The sequence below is a fragment of the Halomonas qinghailakensis genome, from assembly GCF_025820815.1.
In the GTDB taxonomy this organism is placed as follows: Bacteria; Pseudomonadota; Gammaproteobacteria; order Pseudomonadales; family Halomonadaceae; genus Vreelandella; species Vreelandella qaidamensis.
Window position 1 is genome coordinate 1535574 of record NZ_CP096973.1, and the last position, 17722, is coordinate 1553295.

The window sequence follows — 17722 nt, forward strand, 5'->3', positions numbered from 1 at the left end:
CGCCTAAGCTCCTTATTAATTCCGCAGGTTCAAAATGGTGTCCATCATCGCGCCTGCGGTATCAATCACACGCGCATTCGCTTGGTAATACTGTTGGTAGCGAATCAGGTTAGCTGCTTCTTCATCAAGGTTAACGCCCGACTCAGATTGCTGAACGGCTTTCAATTGATCGGTTAACCCTTGGCGTGCATCTAAGTTCACCTGCGTAATATTAGTACGGTTACCCACATCGCTGACAATCACGCCATACGCGCCACTCACCGATGCGCTACCTCCCACAATGGGTTTTTGCTGTAGGTCCTGTAACGCCAAGGCATTGCGGTTATCACCAGCGCCCGCCGTTACCCAATCCTCAGGATTGTCTTCAGGGTTTGATGGCTTACCCGCTGCGATACGGTCTAGGTCATTGACCGCCACATTCATATCGCTAGCACCACGGCGTACTGGTTGCACTTCAAACCGGTCGCCATTGGCAGGTGTGTTGCTAAACGTGAGAGCGACTCCACCAAACGTCAGCGCGCCGGTTCCCGCATTCCAGTCAACATCGTCTACCGTCTCGCCGTTATCGTTGCGCGTTACCGTTGGCGTATTGCCTTCAAAACGAACGGTATAATCTGTTGCGCGAAGCTGATCTAGCGTGTCGATATCAAACTCAGCAGACTCAACGATGGCAACACCGCTGTTATCATCATGGCTGATCGTCTGAGGTGATCGTACAGTGAAGAAGTCTCCCCCTTGCTCACCATTCAGGTCGACACCCTGCTTGTGCTGCTCATTAAACGCCACAGAAAGTGACACTGCCAGTTGGCCAATTTGATTCTGCGTTTTATCCAGAGTTTCTGAGCGAAACGTCATTAAACCACCCAACGCACCGCCTTTAATCGTTGACTCTTCCAGCTGAGTCACTTTTCCTTGGCCATCGCGATAGCCCACCACCGTTCGCTGTGGATCAGCCTCAGAAGGTATGGCTTCCAGCCTAAACGCATTGGTACCTGTCACCAGCGGCTGACCGTTTGGTAGGCTGAGATTGTAGCTTTTTCCATCTTGGATATTTAAACGTATATCCATGCGCTCATTAAGTTCAGAAATAAAATGATCGCGCTGGTTTAAAAGGCTATTTGGGGCTTCTCCACTGCGAGCACGAGCCAGAGCAATCTCACGATTTAGTCCAGCAATTTGCTCTACGGTGTTATTGACCTGGGTAATTTCGTCCCTAATCTGACTATTAACGTTGCTCTGCATGTCTTGCAGGTAACCATCAAAGGAACGGAACTGAGCGCTAAGTGTATTGGCATTACCTACGACCCCTTGGCGGGCCGCTGGGTCCGATGGTGCGCCGGCTAAATCTTCTAGCGATGAGAAAAACGACTGCATCAATGGCGACAAACCCGCTTCACGATCCGCGAGCAAGTTATCAATTTGGGTCACTTGGTTATTGTAAGTGTTCAACGCACTTGATTGCGTTTTGGCGTTGTTAAGCTGGTTCGAGACATAGGTATTGAATTGGCGTTCGATACTGTCAACTTTAACGCCGCCCCCAACCGGCCCTTGGCCAAGCTGAGCCAGCTCACGGTTATACCCAGGCGTATAAACGTTACTGATATTGTTGCTGGTAGTACTGAGGGCATTCTGCGCCGCATTGAGGCCGCTTAAGCCGATTGAAAACATGCTCATGGTCAATTCCTTAGGCCGATAATAAGTCTATCGGCAGTGCGCAGAAAAACTTGAATCGTGCGTTAGCGGGAATCTGCAAGAAAATCGCGTCCTGGTGCAATCGGCCCCATGGTATTCATAACGGCGACCAGTTTGTCAGCGTATTGGGGGTCCGTCGCATAACCGCCTCGTTGTAACTCGTGAGCGGCTTGATGCGCATCAGCGGCCTGGACTACGCCCGCGTAACGAGGATTATTGCCAATCAAATTGGCATAGTCGGTAAACGCATGTTCAAACGAATCATACACGCGGAAAGAGTCCACAATTTGAGTTCGACGGCCGTTAATGTATTCATGAGTCACGATATCGGTCGTCTTGCCTTGCCAGTGGCTGCCCGCTTTAATACCAAACAAATTGTGGCTATTACCACCGTGTTGGGTGGCAATTTCATGGCGTCCCCAGCCTGTTTCCAGCGCTGCTTGTGCCAAAATAAGCTCAGCCGGAACGCCGGTGGCATGACTTGCCGCCTGAGCTGGAGCCGCTAATGTCGTTAAGAAGCGCTGAACGTGATCAGGCGCATGGCTGAAACTAGCAGGTGTCGCGGCGGACGTAGACGTAGCAGAGGAGAGCGCTGTAGAGGACGTCCTGGTATTGCTCACCTCAGCGGCTGACCGTTGGCTTATCGCGTCTAGCTCAGCTAAGAAGCGTCCATTACCCGGCTCGGGGGCATAACCATGATTAGTCGGCTGCAGCGGATCATCCAACACTTTAGGAGTACCACGGGGTATCCCAGCAATTAACGCCTGTAGTTCTTGATCGCCACCCTCTACCTTATTATTGACGACGCCCTGGCGCTGCAGCTGCTCTACTAGCATATCCGCCAACCCCATGCCTTTCGATGAGATGACTTGCGACCACTGTTGATCCAGCATCTGCTGATAGGTATCGGTGGTTGAACTACTCAACAAACCAGAAGAGGGAGTGGCATCGCGCATGCTTTTCATCATCATCTGCACAAAGAGCGCTTCAAACTGCTGCGCAGCACCATGAACACCGGCATCAGGGTTCATCCGAGCGTTATGCTGCAAGCGCTGGAAGCCATTCATATCCAGCGCAAATTGGCTGGTCATATCGCCAATGCTCATTAAATAACCTCAAGCTCTGCGCGAAGCGATCCGGAGGCCTTCAACGCTTCAAGAATCGACATTAAATCTTGGGGGGTGGCTCCTAAGGCATTGAGCGCATTAACCACTTCGTTCAACTGGGCGCCTTCTACAATTTGTAGAAAGGCTTCCTGCTGCTCAATTTCAATATCTGTATCAGGTACCACTACTGTTTCGCCTTCACCAAAAGGAGCTGGCTGGCTAACCCCGAACTGGGTGTCAATCATAATAGATAGATTACCGTGGGCGACCGCTGCTTGGCGTAGGGTCACCGCGCTATTCATCACTACGGAGCCGGTACGGGCATTGAGCACCACGCGCGCGGGGGCATCCATCGGCGTTACCTGGACATTTTCTACCCGCGCCATAAAGTTAACGCGGGCATTGTCATCCATAGGACCATCAAGTGCGATCACCCGTCCATTGCGCGCATAGGCTACCGATTGACCAAATTCATTATTAATCGCCGTGACCATACGCTGGACCGTGCCAAAATCTGACTCGTTAAGCTGTAATTCTAACCGTCCACCGTTACCGCCGAGATTTAAAGGCACTTCCCGCTCAACCAACGCGCCGTTAGGAATACGGCCGGATGCTTGCTGATTGATCTGCACACTACTGCCGCCTGCTTGAGCACCCGCACCGCCCACCAGCATATTGCCTTGGGCAATGGCATAGGTATCGCCATCAGCACCTTTTAGAGGGGTCATCAACAGCGTTCCACCACGTAAGCTACGGGCATTGGCAATCGAAGATACAACGATATCCAAGCGCTGGCCTGGGCGTGAAAACGGCGGTAAGTCAGCAGTGACCATGACAGCAGCAACGTTGCGAAGCTGCAAGTTCGTGCCAGCCGGCACCGTAACGCCTAACTGCGAGAGCATGTTCGTTAAACTTTGGCTAGTAAACGGTGCCTGGGTAGTTTGGTCACCAGTGCTATCTAGCCCCACGACCAAACCGTATCCAACCAGCTGGTTGTCGCGCACCCCGGCAAAGCTTGATAATTCTCGTACTCGTTCCGCCGCTGCTGGCATGGCCAGTAAACAACTCGTTGTCACTACAGCCACATAGCGTAGCCAGCGTTTAACATCACGATAACGGTTTACCATGCTAGGTCTCTTTTCGCGGGCCGAATAACTCACTTAAAACGGCGATACATTTAAGAAAAAGCGTTGCAACCAGCCCATGTGCTGCGCTTCGTTTATATAGCCATCGCCGACATACTCAATTCTTGCATCTGCCACTTGGGTCGAAGGCACGGTGTTTTGCGCGGTAATTGTGCGTGGATTAACCACCCCAGAGAAACGAATGAATTCTGTTCCCTGGTTAATCGCTATCTGTTTTTCACCGCGTACCCGTAAGTTACCGTTATTCATCACTTCTAATACCGATACGGTGATGGTGCCCGTAAAGGTATTATTGGCCTGGGAACCGCCGCCACCAGCAAAGTCACTTGCCCCCGACACATCGAAACCATACTCGGCCAACGTATCCAGCACATCAGGCAACTGCGCAAGCTCTAAGCTGGCATTGCCTGCACGATTAGCGTTGGACTGAGCATTTTTGCTAGCGCTTACCTCTTCATCAAGTACGATAGTCAAAATATCGCCAATAGATCGCGGGCGGCGATCTTCAAATAGCGGCTGGTAACCCCGGCGTGCTTGATAAATGGAGCCATTAGCAATCGGCGGCGGCCGATCGACAATACTAATCTGCTCTTGCTCACCCACTACCGAGGCACGCGGAATTTGTGCACAACCGGCCGCTACTAAGATAAAAAGAGTAAGACTAACTAACGTAAAAAGACGTAAAGCAGCGTGTAAATCCAACATATTGGGACCTGTTAGTAAGCCCTATTCATCAATAGCTCATCAATAACATTAGAGCTGGCTCAAACGCGCTAACATCTCGTCGCTGGTTGATACCGCTTTACTATTAATTTCGTAGGCGCGTTGGGTTTGGATCATATTGACCATCTCCTCAACTACGTTCACGTTGGAGGTTTCAACATAACCTTGGAATAACCTGCCAGCACCGTTATTGCCGGGGGCATTTTGGTTAGGCGCGCCCGATGCACCGGTTTCTAAGTACAAGTTACCGCCAACACTCTCTAGGCCTGCTGGATTGATAAACGACGCCACGTTGATCTGACCAATATCGGCATCTTGCGCAATACCTGGTTGGCGCACACTAACAGTGCCGTCTTCACCAATGGAGACCGACAGCGCGTTTGCGGGAACAAAAATGGCAGGCTCAAGTGGGTAACCATTAGCAGTGACCATTTGGCCGTTTTCATTCAGCTGAAAACTACCATCCCGCGTGTAGCCCACGGTGCCATCAGGTAGCAGCACTTGAAAAAAGCCGTCGCCATTAATCGCCAGATCGCGAGAATTCCCGGTTTCCTCAAGGCCGCCTTGGGTATGCAGGCGCTCCGTAGCCACCGCACGCACACCGGTGCCTATTTGCATACCAGAAGGCAAACGATCCTGAATATTATTTTGCGCGCCAGGCTGGCGCATATTTTGATAGAGCAGATCTTCAAACACCGGACGTGAGCGTTTAAAGCCGTTCGTGCTTACGTTTGCTAGGTTATTCGAGAGTACATCTAACTTTGTTTGCTGAGCCTCTAGCCCCGTCTTAGCGGTCCACAAGGATTTAATCATTATCGTGTTCCCTCAACTGACAGACTGCCATCAGCCCTGAATAGATAGAATACTGTTAGCTCGCTGAGCGTTTTCGTCCGCTGTGCTAAGCATTTTCATTTGCATGTCATAACGCCGTGAAGCGTCAATCATAGACACCATGGCATCAACGGCACTGACGTTACTGCCCTCTAGTGCGCCACTGACAATTCGGGCGCCTTCATCACCTGGCAGCACCGCAGCAAAACCTTCTTCATTCAGTGGCCCACGAAATAGGCCATCTTCACCTCGCGTTAATGCCTGCGCTTCAGGTGTTACCAGCTTGATCCGGCCGACATCTACTAATGCCTCTGGTCCCTCTCCCTGTGGAATAGCGCTAATGGTGCCATCCGCGCCAATGAATACTTCTGCGCCTTGTGGTAATGCAATAGGCCCACCTTCGCCCATCACAGGGCGCCCAACACTGAGCAGTACGCCGTCACTGTCCAGCTGTAGGTCGCCGCGCCGCGTGTATGCTTCGGTGCCATCGTCTGCGAGTACCGCCATCCAGGCATCATCCTGCATAGCGATATCAAGCATTCGTCCTGTGCGTTCAATAGGGCCCTGCGAGAAGTCAGTGCCTGGGGTAGTGGTCACTGCCGATACCCGCGTATCAAGCAGCCCTGCGCCTTCCACTGGCACCGAGCGTGCCGCTTGTAGCTGAGCGCGAAAACCCGCAGTGGATACGTTCGACAGATTGTTACTTATCACTGCCTGCTGATCCATCGTGTGTTTAGCACCGCTCATGGCGGTATATAGCATACGATCCACAACTGACTCCTTAGCGCAGCATTACGCCATTATCACGAATGACTACAGGTTAATAATGGTCTGCAGGAGCTCGTCCTGGGTGCTGATAGTGTTGGAGTTAGCCTGGTATGAGCGCTGAGCGACAATGGTATCTACCAGCTCACTAGCCAAGTCAACGTTAGATGCTTCTACCGCTTCTGCTTGGATCTGACCCAGACGACCAGTACCGGGTGCCCCTAGGTTTTCTAGACCGGAGGTATTTGTCGCCGCCCACAGGTTGTTACCCAGTGGTTGAAGTCCTTCTTCATTGCGGAAGCTAGCTAGCGCAATCTGACCGGCTGCACGGGTTTCACCGTTGGTGAAATTACGCTGAATAACGCCAGTGTCAGTAACAGTAATGCCAGCCAGTGCACCAGAGGTATACCCATCTTGGCTCAACTCTTTTTGCAACGAGTCAGCGGCAAACTGAGTGGTACCATCGAATTTAAGTTCAAGATTAAGGGGCTCTGCATCGACACCGCCGGGAATGCCAGCAATAACGGCACTAGCATTACCGCCATTAACGCCTGTCACAACACCATCCGCATCGGTTTGCAATCTGCCGCTTTGCGTAAAGTCCAATGTGAAGGTGCCTCTAGCCACCCCATTAGTAACGGCAGTGACATCCCACTGGTTACTGTTTCCTACCCTTTCAAAATAGGTAGAGACATTAACGGTATTACCCAAGGAGTCATAGGCAGTAAAGTTATTGGAAAAGTGGTAATCCAATTCATCCCCATTTGCCAATTCAAGCGTATTTAAATCTTGGCCACTGACTGCCCTAGCATCCAAGTTTAGTAGTGCATCAACTTCGGTGGTGGCTTTAGCCGGAATGTCATCAACGGGCACATTTAATGCTTGTGGGGCTCCACCTACCAATACGTTTGAGAACGGGAACGCCTGCTGATCGTCAGTATCTTCGGTAACGCCTCGATCCATACCGTAGCCCATCAAACGATCGCCCTGGGCGTTAACGATATCGCCAGCAGCGGTGATGCCGAACTCACCGTTACGTGAATAACCGACTTCGCCAGTAGAACGCTCAAGACGATAGAAACCTTCACCGGAAATCGCTAAGTCCAAATTACGGCCGGTACTTTCGATGCTGCCCTGGGTAAAGTTCTGGCGCACATCTGATACTTGAACACCAATGCCGCGTGAGGCCGCAAACACATCGGCAAACAAAACGTCAGAACGTTTGTAGCCCACCGTTTGCGAGTTGGCAATATTGTTACCCGCCGAGTTTAGCTTCTCTGATTGTGCGTTAAGACCAGCGACAGCTGTTGTAAATGACATAATACTTTCCTCATCAAAACGTCTTTTTCATTGAGACGTTCTTACTGTAAAAACGTCGTTCTACTTGAAGGTTGCTCAAAGAATCTGTTTGACCTGATCAAGCTGAACCTGTCCGTAAATAGCGCCTAAATCCAGCCGAACATTTCCGTTACCATCGTTAGGCGTCACGCTATTAACAACCGCATAGTTCAATGCCGTTGAATCTAGCGTTTCACCTTCGGCATCTTGAGCCTCAAGCTGAACTGTATAACGACCACTGGCAGCGGCTTCACCCTGCTCGTTTTTACCGTCCCACTGGAAAGACTGCACGCCGGCCTCTACCGCACCCAAGTTATAGCGTCTGATCACCTCACCACCTTGACCAACAATCACCGCGGTAAGCTGGTCTGCTGGCTTAGCAAGCTCGATACCAAACGGCGTCGTATAGGGCTTTCCTTCACTATCTTGCTCTAGCATGACCTTGTCACCAGGCACCATCACGCCTTGGCCAATCAAGCCACTTGCTTGCAGAGCTTGGTTAGCATCCATTTGGCTAGTAATGCTTTCCAACGTGGTATTTAACTGCTCAATCCCACTCACCGTATTAATTTGTGCGATCTGGGAAGTCATTTCCGCATTTTCCATTGGATTCAGCGGATCTTGGTTCTGCAACTGGGTAATCAGTAGCGTCAGAAAACTACTACGCAGCTCATCTGATGCACTTTGCTTTAACTGGGCACCGCCGCCGCCATTAATTGTCGAAAGTGTTGTCGGGTCGATTGTACTCATGACTATCCCTCTCCCAGCGATAGCGTCTGCACCATCATCTGCTTCGTTGTGTTGAACACTTCTACGTTGGCTTGATAGGAGCGTGATGCCGAGATCATATTGACCATTTCATGCACGGGTTCAACATTGGGCTTGGCGACGTACCCTTCTTCGTCGGCAGCAGGGTGGTTAGGCATATATTCCAAGCGTAGCGGAGAGTCATCTTCAACCACTTCATTGACACGTACGCCCCCGACGCCATATCGATTATTATGTGCCTGGGTTTCAAACATCACGTGTTTGGCCCGATAGGTCTCGCCATCAGGTCCCGCAACGCTGTCGGCATTGGCCATATTGCTAGCAGTAACATTCATACGCTGCGCTTGAGCGCTCATCGCCGAACTAGCAATATCAAAGGCTGAAAACATCGACATAAATTACTTTTCTCCTACCGCTAAATTATTCCGGCTGCATCGCGTTTTTCAGGCCCTGAATTCGGCGGTTCATAATAGTTAGCGCAGCTTGGTAACGAACGGCATTGTCTGCAAACTGTGTCCGCTCACGATCCATATCAACCGTATTACCATCAAGGCTAGGTTGATCAGGGACACGATAAAGCAACTCTGCACTGCCTGCGCCACGCCAAGCAGGCCCTTCCCCTTGCAGATGACGATCTGAGGTTCGTGCGAGCGTTAGCGCGCCATTTTGTTGCTGCTGTGGCTGGCTACCCGCTACGGCCTTCTTTAGCTCACTGGCAAAATCAAGATCGCGCGCTTTATAGTTAGGCGTATCAGCGTTAGCAATATTGGCTGCCAGCACATCGTGACGAGCTTGACGCAGCCCCAGCGCCTGCTGGTGATAATTAAAGGCAGATTCAAGTTGATCAATCATGCCGGTCCTCGTTCGCTGAGAGGCAACATACAGTGGATATTATTGATGATGAATAATAGGCTTCGACTCGTCAGCCTAAAGCATGGAACAGCTGCCGTTTACACCAGCATTTCATATGATGCACAGACTACTTTTGCACTACACTTCACGGCTGATGCTTATCATCCGCCTCCTTTCGATTGAGCGACTCACCCATGCCCCATCCGCTGCAATACTGCTTGGCGATACTTAAGCAACTACTTTTATTATTGCTGTTCAGTCTTTGCCTTTCATTGCAGGCACATGCCAGCAATGACCTGCTAATGGATACCGTTCAACAATTTCTTTACCAAGAATCCCAAGCACTTGGGCAAGAGGTGATGATCGACATCACGCCTCCTTCTCCTCATTTACCTACTTGTGTTTCGCCCGAACCCTTCTTTCCAAATGCCAATCACCCCCCTCTCGGGCGCGTGTCAGTTGGCGTACGCTGCGGCGAAAATCGGCGTCAAGTGCGGTATATACAGGCACAGATTGATATTATCGGTAGCTACGCCGTGGCTGGGCAGGATATTGATAGAGGCACACTTATTACGGGTGATATGCTGACATTGCGAGAAGGCAATCTTGGAGATCTTGCTTCCCAAGCACTTACTGACCAAAACGACATTGTTGGCATGGTCGCGCAGCGTCCTATTCGTAGCGGCAGTACTTTCCAGTCCCATTACCTTCAAGCGCCTCAAGTGGTGAAACGAGGGCAGCGTGTCACTGTCATAGCAGAAGGCGCAGGTTTTCGAGTGTCACGCGAAGGAGAGGCCTTGTCTGATGGTGCACAAGGCGAACGTATACGCGTGCGCTTTGATACGCGGGAATTAGTCACTGCGCGCGTCATTGGCCAAGGTACATTGGTGATAGATTTTTGATTCAAACACTAAAGTCCTTACTACTCGGGCCGATAATAAGTTATATAGCGCATGCCGCACCAACGTTGACGATGAGGCAAACAACGTGAAAATTGATAATATTAATCCGTTGCTACGTTCTAATCAGGCGCAGCAACGTGAGGAAGCCCCAAAGATAAGTGGCAGCAAGCCAACTGAAGCGGACAGTGCTACACGTTCAGCAACGCATCTTAGCCAAGCGCATATTGATAGCTCGCAGGATATTGATACAGCGAAGGTCGAAGAAATTCGCGAAGCTATTCGTGAAGGAAAACTCGACATTCGTGCGGACCGGATCGCTGATGGCTTAATTGCCAATTTAAAAGAGTTATAAGCGGACTATTATGGGCCTTACACGACTGCTTTCAGACCAGCTACAACGTCTTGATGACTTAGTACTATTGCTCTCTGATGAACAAGCAGAGCTTACTAAAGGCAGCATTGACGGTGATGCTCTCAATACTATTGCTCTGAAAAAACAGGCGCTGCTAGTTGAGCTAGAGCGCATCGAAACACTGCGCCGCAGCGTGCAAACGAAGCTTGGCTATGCAGATGGTACCCAGGGTGCCAGACAAGCGGCTAACGATGCAGGCTGTTTAAGCACATGGGAAAGCCTGCTCGAAAAAAGCGAACGTGTCTCACGAATGAATGCGCTTACGGGTCAAATGCTATCGCTAAGAATGAAGCACAACCAAGAGATGCTGAACTACATTCGACAAATCGCTGAAAAAACCCTTTATAAGCCAAACGGGCGCAATAATGCCCAACCAGGCCGCATCAACGCATCCGCTTAATAGTTAGATCTATTCTTAGTATTTACAAACATTCATAGACAAAACTTATACAAAAAGCTTCAATGTGGACATTAGTATTCACATTTGGAGCCGAACTGATGCTAGCCCACCTTCCAGAAAACTTCACTGCGGTTGTTATCGGTGCTAATGGCGGTATAGGCAACGCTGTTATTCGGACATTACTTACTGATACACATGTGGGAAAGGTCGTAGCGGTAAGCCGTTCGCCTCTTTCTTTTCAGGATTCGCCGATTCCACACTCCATAGAAACAGTTCATGCCGATATCACTACAGAAACAGGACGCAAAGCGCTTTGCGAACAGTTAAACAAACGCCCCGTACACTTGCTCTTCAATGCTATTGGCACACTGCATGATGATACGCGTAATGTGCAACCTGAAAAGCGTTTAGAGCAGCTAGATGAGTCATCATTTGCTCACGTTATGCATGTTAATGCAGCCACTCCCGCCCTACTAATTGCTGCACTTAAATCATCACTACAAGGCAAACACCCATCTATCATTGCCAGCTTGTCGGCACGCGTTGGATCCATTGGCGATAACGGTCACGGCGGCTGGTACAGTTACCGTGCCAGTAAAGCAGCGCATAACATGTTAATGAAGACCATCTCAATCGAGCTGACACGATCAAATAAGCAATCTATTGTGTTATGTCTGCACCCAGGCACCACGGACACATCGCTCTCGAAGCCTTTCCAAGCTCGGGTACCCAGCGAGAAGTTATTTACGCCAGACTTCGTTGCCCAGCAGCTTCTGTCCGTTATTTCCAAACGCACACCAGAGGATACTGGCAGTTTTTGGGATTGGGCTGGCGAACCCATCGAATGGTAAATCTCAGGCAAAAAATTCCCCAAAGGCGCAAGCCTTACGGGGATTTTCGTACAAGCGCCTGACGATAACTCGCCCCAGCCCTCCGAGCCGCTCTTGTCATTCCCGCAGGCCCTTAGCGGGAACCCATGTTGAGTTGGGGTTTTGGGCTGCTGCAAGCCAAGGTCAAGGTGGATTCCCGATAACCTCACTCGGGAATGACGGTGCAGTGACTCGGCAATGACGTACGGTGCACGCGTCGGGAGGGGGCCACGTTGTTAGAGAGGGCTAGGGGTGTTTTTTCTTTCTGAACGCAAAAAACCCAGCCGATTGGCTGGGTTTTTTGTTTAATAAGTGCCTGACGATGACCTACTCTCGCATGGGGAGACCCCACACTACCATCGGCGCTAAGCGGTTTCACTGCTGAGTTCGGCATGGGATCAGGTGGTTCACGCTCGCTATGGTCGTCAGGCGTAACAGGTAATGCATATCATGCTGACAGTGTTTTTTGTGTCGTCTCTTTTGTCTTAAGCCTGTCGTGTATCACGGTGGGCTTAATCCGCGTATCCGGTTTTCTGAGTGTTGTCACACTCGTTTCGTTATCACTGCGACCAGACCCCTTGGGTGTTATAGGGTCAAGCCTCACGGGCCATTAGTACACGTTAGCTCAACGCCTTGCAGCGCTTCCACACCGTGCCTATCAACCAGCTGGTCTCGCTGGGCCCTTCAGGAGGCTCTAGGCCTCAGGGATGTCTCATCTTGAAGGGGGCTTCCCGCTTAGATGCTTTCAGCGGTTATCCCGTCCGCACATAGCTACCCGGCAATGCCACTGGCGTGACAACCGGAACACCAGAGGTGCGTCCACTCCGGTCCTCTCGTACTAGGAGCAGCCCTTCTCAAACATCCAACGCCCACGGCAGATAGGGACCGAACTGTCTCACGACGTTCTAAACCCAGCTCGCGTACCACTTTAAATGGCGAACAGCCATACCCTTGGGACCGACTTCAGCCCCAGGATGTGATGAGCCGACATCGAGGTGCCAAACACCGCCGTCGATGTGAACTCTTGGGCGGTATCAGCCTGTTATCCCCGGAGTACCTTTTATCCGTTGAGCGATGGCCCTTCATACAGAACCACCGGATCACTAGAACCTGCTTTCGCACCTGCTCGACGTGTCTGTCTCGCAGTCAAGCACCCTTATGCTCTTGCACTCACTGCACGATGTCCGACCGTGCTGAGGGTACCTTCGTGCTCCTCCGTTACTCTTTGGGAGGAGACCGCCCCAGTCAAACTACCCACCACACACTGTCCTCGATCCGGATAACGGACCTGAGTGAGAACGCCAATGATGCCAGGCTGGTATTTCAAGGTTGGCTCCGCTCGAACTGGCGTCCGAGGTTCAAAGCCTCCCAGCTATCCTACACAGGCAACATCAGCGTCCAGTGTGAAGCTATAGTAAAGGTTCACGGGGTCTTTCCGTCTAGCCGCGGGTACACCGCATCTTCACGGCGATTTCAATTTCACTGAGTCTCGGGTGGAGACAGCGTGGCCATCATTACGCCATTCGTGCAGGTCGGAACTTACCCGACAAGGAATTTCGCTACCTTAGGACCGTTATAGTTACGGCCGCCGTTTACCGGGGCTTCAATCAAGAGCTTCGCCTTACGGCTAACACCATCATTTAACCTTCCGGCACCGGGCAGGCGTCACACCCTATACGTCCGCTTGCGCGTTAGCAGAGTGCTGTGTTTTTACTAAACAGTTGCAGCCACCTGGTATCTTCGACCGGTTCGGGCTTGGAGAGCAAGTCTCGTCACCCTACGCCGGCGTGCCTTCTCCCGAAGTTACGGCACCATTTTGCCTAGTTCCTTCACCCGAGTTCTCTCAAGCGCCTTGGGATTCTCACCCTGACCACCTGTGTCGGTTTGGGGTACGGTCGCACATGATCTGAAGCTTAGAGGCTTTTCCTGGAAGCGTGGCATCAATGACTTCCTGACCGTGGTCAGTTCGTTTCGTGTCTCGGCCTTAGAGCATCCCGGATTTACCTAGGACACCAGCCTACTCACTTTCACCAGGACAACCAACGCCTGGCTCACCTAGCCTTCTCCGTCCCCCCATCGCAATCATGTCCGGTACGGGAATATTGACCCGTTTCCCATCGACTACGCCTTTCGGCCTCGCCTTAGGGGCCGACTCACTCTGCTCCGATTAGCGTCGAACAGAAACCCTTGGTCTTCCGGCGAGGGAGTTTTTCACTCCCTTTATCGTTACTCATGTCAGCATTCGCACTCGTGATACCTCCAGCGAACTTCTCAATTCACCTTCATTGGCTTACACGACGCTCCTCTACCGCTCATCCAGAGGATGAACCCGTAGCTTCGGTACCTGGTTTAGCCCCGTTACATCTTCCGCGCAGGCCGACTCGACTAGTGAGCTATTACGCTTTCTTTAAAGGATGGCTGCTTCTAAGCCAACCTCCTAGCTGTCTGAGCCTTCCCACATCGTTTCCCACTTAACCAGGATTTCGGGACCTTAGCTGACGGTCTGGGTTGTTTCCCTTTTCACGACGGACGTTAGCACCCGCCGTGTGTCTCCCACGCTTGCACTCGCCGGTATTCGGAGTTTGCCTCGGGTTGGTAAGTCGGGATGACCCCCTAGCCGAAACAGTGCTCTACCCCCGGTGGTGATACGTGAGGCGCTACCTAAATAGCTTTCGAGGAGAACCAGCTATCTCCGAGCTTGATTAGCCTTTCACTCCGATCCACAAGTCATCCAAATCTTTTTCAACAGATCCTGGTTCGGGCCTCCAGTTGATGTTACTCAACCTTCACCCTGCTCATGGATAGATCGCTCGGTTTCGGGTCTATATCCAGCGACTGTGTCGCCCAGTTAAGACTCGGTTTCCCTACGGCTCCCCTAAACGGTTAACCTCGCCACTGAATATAAGTCGCTGACCCATTATACAAAAGGTACGCAGTCACAGAACAAGTCTGCTCCTACTGCTTGTACGCACACGGTTTCAGGATCTATTTCACTCCCCTCTCCGGGGTTCTTTTCGCCTTTCCCTCACGGTACTGGTTCACTATCGGTCAGCCAGGAGTATTTAGCCTTGGAGGATGGTCCCCCCGTCTTCAGTCAAGGTTTCTCGTGCCCCGACCTACTCGATTTCACATGATCAGATTTTCGACTACGGGGCTATCACCCGCTGCGGCCGAGCTTCCCAGCTCGTTCGTCTAATCAGTCACATGCTTAAGGGCTGGTCCCCGTTCGCTCGCCGCTACTAGGGGAATCTCGGTTGATTTCTTTTCCTCAGGGTACTTAGATGTTTCAGTTCCCCTGGTTCGCCTCTTACGCCTATATATTCAGCGTAAGATACTCATCTTATGATGAGTGGGTTTCCCCATTCAGAGATGCCCGGGTCACAGGTTGTTTGCCACCTCGCCGAGCCTTATCGCAGGCTACCACGTCTTTCATCGCCTCTGGCTGCCTAGGCATCCACCGTGTGCGCTTCATTGCTTGACCCTATAACCCGAAGGAGTCTGGGGTTCGCAATGATAACGATTGCCGGATACGCTTGAGACGTATCACAAAACAATTACGTATAAACACTTCAAAGAAGCGTTTATGTCAGCATGATATACATTGTTAAAGAGCAGCTGTTCAATGAACAGTGATAAGAAGACGTTTAATGTCGTGCTTATCAATGGTCACGAAACAATCACAAACGGGTCTTACACTTAACGTTAAGACAATGGTGGAGCCAAGCGGGATCGAACCGCTGACCTCCTGCGTGCAAGGCAGGCGCTCTCCCAGCTGAGCTATGGCCCCATTGTTTTTGCTGATCTTACCTCTTGCCATTAATTTCTGTGAGACAAGGCAAGATGCGACGACGTATAGCCTGCTATACGAGGAGCATTTTAACGCCGTATCACAGGAATTTGGTGGGTCTGGGCAGACTTGAACTGCCGACCTCACCCTTATCAGGGGTGCGCTCTAACCAACTGAGCTACAGACCCAAGAGGGGATCGTGCTTAAACCGTTTGCTCTATTATCTGATCAGGTAATTCATTGTGAGCGCTTACCGCGAGGGATGATGCATCGTTTAAGGAGGTGATCCGCCGCAGGTTCCCCTACGGCTACCTTGTTACGACTTCACCCCAGTCATGAACCACACCGTGGTGATCGCCCTCTTGCGTTAGGCTAACCACTTCTGGTGCAGTCCACTCCCATGGTGTGACGGGCGGTGTGTACAAGGCCCGGGAACGTATTCACCGTGACATTCTGATTCACGATTACTAGCGATTCCGACTTCACGGAGTCGAGTTGCAGACCGATCCGGACTGAGACCGGCTTTTCGGGATTAGCTGACTCTCGCGAGCTCGCAACCCTTTGTACCGGCCATTGTAGCACGTGTGTAGCCCTACTCGTAAGGGCCATGATGACTTGACGTCGTCCCCACCTTCCTCCGGTTTGTCACCGGCAGTCTCCTTAGAGTTCCCGGCATTACCCGCTGGCAAATAAGGACAAGGGTTGCGCTCGTTACGGGACTTAACCCAACATTTCACAACACGAGCTGACGACAGCCATGCAGCACCTGTCTCTGCGTTCCCGAAGGCACCAAGTGATCTCTCACAAGTTCGCAGGATGTCAAGAGTAGGTAAGGTTCTTCGCGTTGCATCGAATTAAACCACATGCTCCACCGCTTGTGCGGGCCCCCGTCAATTCATTTGAGTTTTAACCTTGCGGCCGTACTCCCCAGGCGGTCGACTTATCGCGTTAACTTCGCCACAAAGTGCGCTAGGCACCCAACGGCTGGTCGACATCGTTTACGGCGTGGACTACCAGGGTATCTAATCCTGTTTGCTACCCACGCTTTCGCACCTCAGTGTCAGTGTCAGTCCAGAAGGCCGCCTTCGCCACTGGTATTCCTCCCGATCTCTACGCATTTCACCGCTACACCGGGAATTCTACCTTCCTCTCCTGCACTCTAGCTTGACAGTTCCGGATGCCGTTCCCAGGTTGAGCCCGGGGCTTTCACAACCGGCTTATCAAGCCACCTACGCGCGCTTTACGCCCAGTAATTCCGATTAACGCTTGCACCCTCCGTATTACCGCGCTGCTGGCACGGAGTTAGCCGGTGCTTCTTCTGCGAGTGATGTCTTTCCTAATGGGTATTAACCACTAGGCGTTCTTCCTCGCTGAAAGTGCTTTACAACCCGAAGGCCTTCTTCACACACGCGGCATGGCTGGATCAGGGTTCCCCCCATTGTCCAATATTCCCCACTGCTGCCTCCCGTAGGAGTTCGGGCCGTGTCTCAGTCCCGATGTGGCTGATCATCCTCTCAGACCAGCTACGGATCGTTGCCTTGGTGAGCCATTACCTCACCAACTAGCTAATCCGACATAGGCTCATCCGATAGCGGGAGCCGGAGCCCCCTTTCTCCCGTAGGACGTATGCGGTATTAGCCTGGGTTTCCCCAGGTTATCCCCCACTACCGGGTAGATTCCTATGCATTACTCACCCGTCCGCCGCTCGTCAGCATCTAGCAAGCTAGATCTGTTACCGCTCGACTTGCATGTGTTAGGCCTGCCGCCAGCGTTCAATCTGAGCCATGATCAAACTCTTCAGTTTAAAATCATTGTGATGCTTACTCGTCACCCGACAACATAATGTTGACGAACAACAAAAGCGCATCAAACTTGGCTCAAGGTTCAAACGAATTCATTTCAATTTACATTGTCATGACCGCTTGCCTTGATATTTGGTGATTTATCACCCTCATCGGCAAGCGCCCACATGAATTACCTGATCAAATTGTTAAAGAGCTATTTCGCTGTGAGGCTGTCTTATCAGCCGGCTAACCGATGAACTGGTTTGCCTCAGCGAGGAAGGCGTATTCTACGCATTTCCTGGTGTTTGTCAATCACTGTTTTCAGTGAGTGAAGCGGGCGGGTTAAGA

Annotated in this window: 14 protein-coding genes, 2 tRNA genes and 3 rRNA genes; 4 read left to right on the forward strand and 15 right to left on the reverse strand. The window is 51.4% G+C overall.

The genetic code is table 11. From position 1 onward, the window contains the following. Nucleotides 1-15: 15 nt before the first annotated feature. From flgK to flgB, 10 genes are all read right to left on the reverse strand, one after another. On the reverse strand, nt 16-1674 hold the full coding sequence (flgK, locus tag M0220_RS07255) for a flagellar hook-associated protein FlgK (protein ID WP_030074295.1): 1659 nt from the start codon (nt 1672-1674) through the stop codon (nt 16-18). Nucleotides 1675-1736: 62 nt separating this feature from the next. Beyond that, on the reverse strand, nt 1737-2798 hold the full coding sequence (gene flgJ / locus M0220_RS07260) for a flagellar assembly peptidoglycan hydrolase FlgJ (RefSeq protein ID WP_264019035.1): 1062 nt from the start codon (nt 2796-2798) through the stop codon (nt 1737-1739). Further along, complete coding sequence (locus M0220_RS07265) at nt 2798-3925, reverse strand: flagellar basal body P-ring protein FlgI (RefSeq protein WP_030074297.1); 1128 nt, start codon at nt 3923-3925, stop codon at nt 2798-2800. The genes flgJ and M0220_RS07265 overlap by 1 nt, the downstream gene beginning before the upstream one ends. 33 nt (nt 3926-3958) lie before the next feature. Then, nucleotides 3959-4648: a flagellar basal body L-ring protein FlgH gene (locus M0220_RS07270; RefSeq protein WP_030074298.1), complete on the reverse strand. Its 690-nt coding sequence runs from the start codon at nt 4646-4648 to the stop codon at nt 3959-3961. A gap of 48 nt (nt 4649-4696) precedes the next feature. Beyond that, nucleotides 4697-5479: a flagellar basal-body rod protein FlgG gene (gene flgG, locus M0220_RS07275; RefSeq protein ID WP_030074299.1), complete on the reverse strand. Its 783-nt coding sequence runs from the start codon at nt 5477-5479 to the stop codon at nt 4697-4699. Nucleotides 5480-5509: 30 nt separating this feature from the next. Continuing rightward, nucleotides 5510-6268: a flagellar basal body rod protein FlgF gene (locus tag M0220_RS07280; protein WP_264019036.1), complete on the reverse strand. Its 759-nt coding sequence runs from the start codon at nt 6266-6268 to the stop codon at nt 5510-5512. A 42-nt stretch (nt 6269-6310) separates the two neighbouring features. Further along, nucleotides 6311-7582, reverse strand: a complete 1272-nt coding sequence (gene flgE, locus M0220_RS07285; RefSeq protein ID WP_264019037.1) for a flagellar hook protein FlgE — start codon at nt 7580-7582, stop codon at nt 6311-6313. A 75-nt stretch (nt 7583-7657) separates the two neighbouring features. After that, a complete protein-coding gene (flgD, locus tag M0220_RS07290; RefSeq protein WP_264019038.1) occupies nt 7658-8350 on the reverse strand; it encodes a flagellar hook assembly protein FlgD in 693 nt (230 codons plus the stop codon). Between the two features lie 2 nt (nt 8351-8352). Further along, nucleotides 8353-8763 carry a flagellar basal body rod protein FlgC gene (gene flgC, locus M0220_RS07295; protein ID WP_030074303.1) on the reverse strand — a complete coding sequence of 137 codons (411 nt, stop codon included), beginning with the start codon at nt 8761-8763 and terminating at the stop codon, nt 8353-8355. Nucleotides 8764-8788: 25 nt separating this feature from the next. Next, nucleotides 8789-9220 carry a flagellar basal body rod protein FlgB gene (gene flgB / locus M0220_RS07300; RefSeq protein WP_030074304.1) on the reverse strand — a complete coding sequence of 144 codons (432 nt, stop codon included), beginning with the start codon at nt 9218-9220 and terminating at the stop codon, nt 8789-8791. A gap of 194 nt (nt 9221-9414) precedes the next feature. Between flgB and flgA the strand changes: the two genes are divergently transcribed. From flgA to M0220_RS07320, 4 genes are all read left to right on the forward strand, one after another. After that, on the forward strand, nt 9415-10122 hold the full coding sequence (flgA, locus tag M0220_RS07305; protein WP_030074305.1) for a flagellar basal body P-ring formation chaperone FlgA: 708 nt from the start codon (nt 9415-9417) through the stop codon (nt 10120-10122). Between the two features lie 85 nt (nt 10123-10207). Beyond that, entirely contained in the window at nt 10208-10474 is a 267-nt protein-coding gene (gene flgM, locus M0220_RS07310; protein WP_030074306.1) for a flagellar biosynthesis anti-sigma factor FlgM, read from the forward strand. Between the two features lie 10 nt (nt 10475-10484). Beyond that, nucleotides 10485-10934, forward strand: a complete 450-nt coding sequence (locus tag M0220_RS07315; RefSeq protein WP_030074307.1) for a flagella synthesis protein FlgN — start codon at nt 10485-10487, stop codon at nt 10932-10934. A gap of 98 nt (nt 10935-11032) precedes the next feature. Continuing rightward, nucleotides 11033-11785 carry an SDR family NAD(P)-dependent oxidoreductase gene (locus tag M0220_RS07320; protein ID WP_030074308.1) on the forward strand — a complete coding sequence of 251 codons (753 nt, stop codon included), beginning with the start codon at nt 11033-11035 and terminating at the stop codon, nt 11783-11785. A 332-nt stretch (nt 11786-12117) separates the two neighbouring features. Here M0220_RS07320 and rrf read toward each other — a convergent pair. The 5 genes from rrf to M0220_RS07345 all read right to left on the reverse strand — a co-directional run bounded on the left by rrf (nt 12118) and on the right by M0220_RS07345 (nt 17394). Continuing rightward, a 5S ribosomal RNA gene (gene rrf / locus M0220_RS07325) occupies nt 12118-12233 on the reverse strand. 159 nt (nt 12234-12392) lie between these two features. Beyond that, a 23S ribosomal RNA gene (locus M0220_RS07330) occupies nt 12393-15284 on the reverse strand. Between the two features lie 230 nt (nt 15285-15514). Then, a tRNA-Ala gene (locus M0220_RS07335) sits at nt 15515-15590 on the reverse strand. A 111-nt stretch (nt 15591-15701) separates the two neighbouring features. Beyond that, nucleotides 15702-15778, reverse strand: a tRNA-Ile gene (locus tag M0220_RS07340). Nucleotides 15779-15865: 87 nt separating this feature from the next. Then, nucleotides 15866-17394 (reverse strand): 16S ribosomal RNA (locus M0220_RS07345). The 16S, 23S and 5S rRNA genes sit together here with 2 tRNA genes alongside, the layout of an rRNA operon. Between the last annotated feature and the right edge of the window lie 328 nt (nt 17395-17722).

What these genes read in the sequence shown, in the direction of transcription:
- flgK (WP_030074295.1), bottom strand. Translation starts at nt 1,674, where the DNA reads ATGAGCATGTTTTCAATCGGCTTAAGCGGCCTCAATGCGGCGCAGAAT.
- flgJ (WP_264019035.1), bottom strand. Translation starts at nt 2,798, where the DNA reads ATGAGCATTGGCGATATGACCAGCCAATTTGCGCTGGATATGAATGGC.
- M0220_RS07265 (WP_030074297.1), bottom strand. Translation starts at nt 3,925, where the DNA reads ATGGTAAACCGTTATCGTGATGTTAAACGCTGGCTACGCTATGTGGCT.
- M0220_RS07270 (WP_030074298.1), bottom strand. Translation starts at nt 4,648, where the DNA reads ATGTTGGATTTACACGCTGCTTTACGTCTTTTTACGTTAGTTAGTCTT.
- flgG (WP_030074299.1), bottom strand. Translation starts at nt 5,479, where the DNA reads ATGATTAAATCCTTGTGGACCGCTAAGACGGGGCTAGAGGCTCAGCAA.
- flgE (WP_264019037.1), bottom strand. Translation starts at nt 7,582, where the DNA reads ATGTCATTTACAACAGCTGTCGCTGGTCTTAACGCACAATCAGAGAAG.
- flgD (WP_264019038.1), bottom strand. Translation starts at nt 8,350, where the DNA reads ATGAGTACAATCGACCCGACAACACTTTCGACAATTAATGGCGGCGGC.
- flgC (WP_030074303.1), bottom strand. Translation starts at nt 8,763, where the DNA reads ATGTCGATGTTTTCAGCCTTTGATATTGCTAGTTCGGCGATGAGCGCT.
- flgB (WP_030074304.1), bottom strand. Translation starts at nt 9,220, where the DNA reads ATGATTGATCAACTTGAATCTGCCTTTAATTATCACCAGCAGGCGCTG.
- flgA (WP_030074305.1), top strand. Translation starts at nt 9,415, where the DNA reads ATGCCCCATCCGCTGCAATACTGCTTGGCGATACTTAAGCAACTACTT.
- M0220_RS07315 (WP_030074307.1), top strand. Translation starts at nt 10,485, where the DNA reads ATGGGCCTTACACGACTGCTTTCAGACCAGCTACAACGTCTTGATGAC.
- M0220_RS07320 (WP_030074308.1), top strand. Translation starts at nt 11,033, where the DNA reads ATGCTAGCCCACCTTCCAGAAAACTTCACTGCGGTTGTTATCGGTGCT.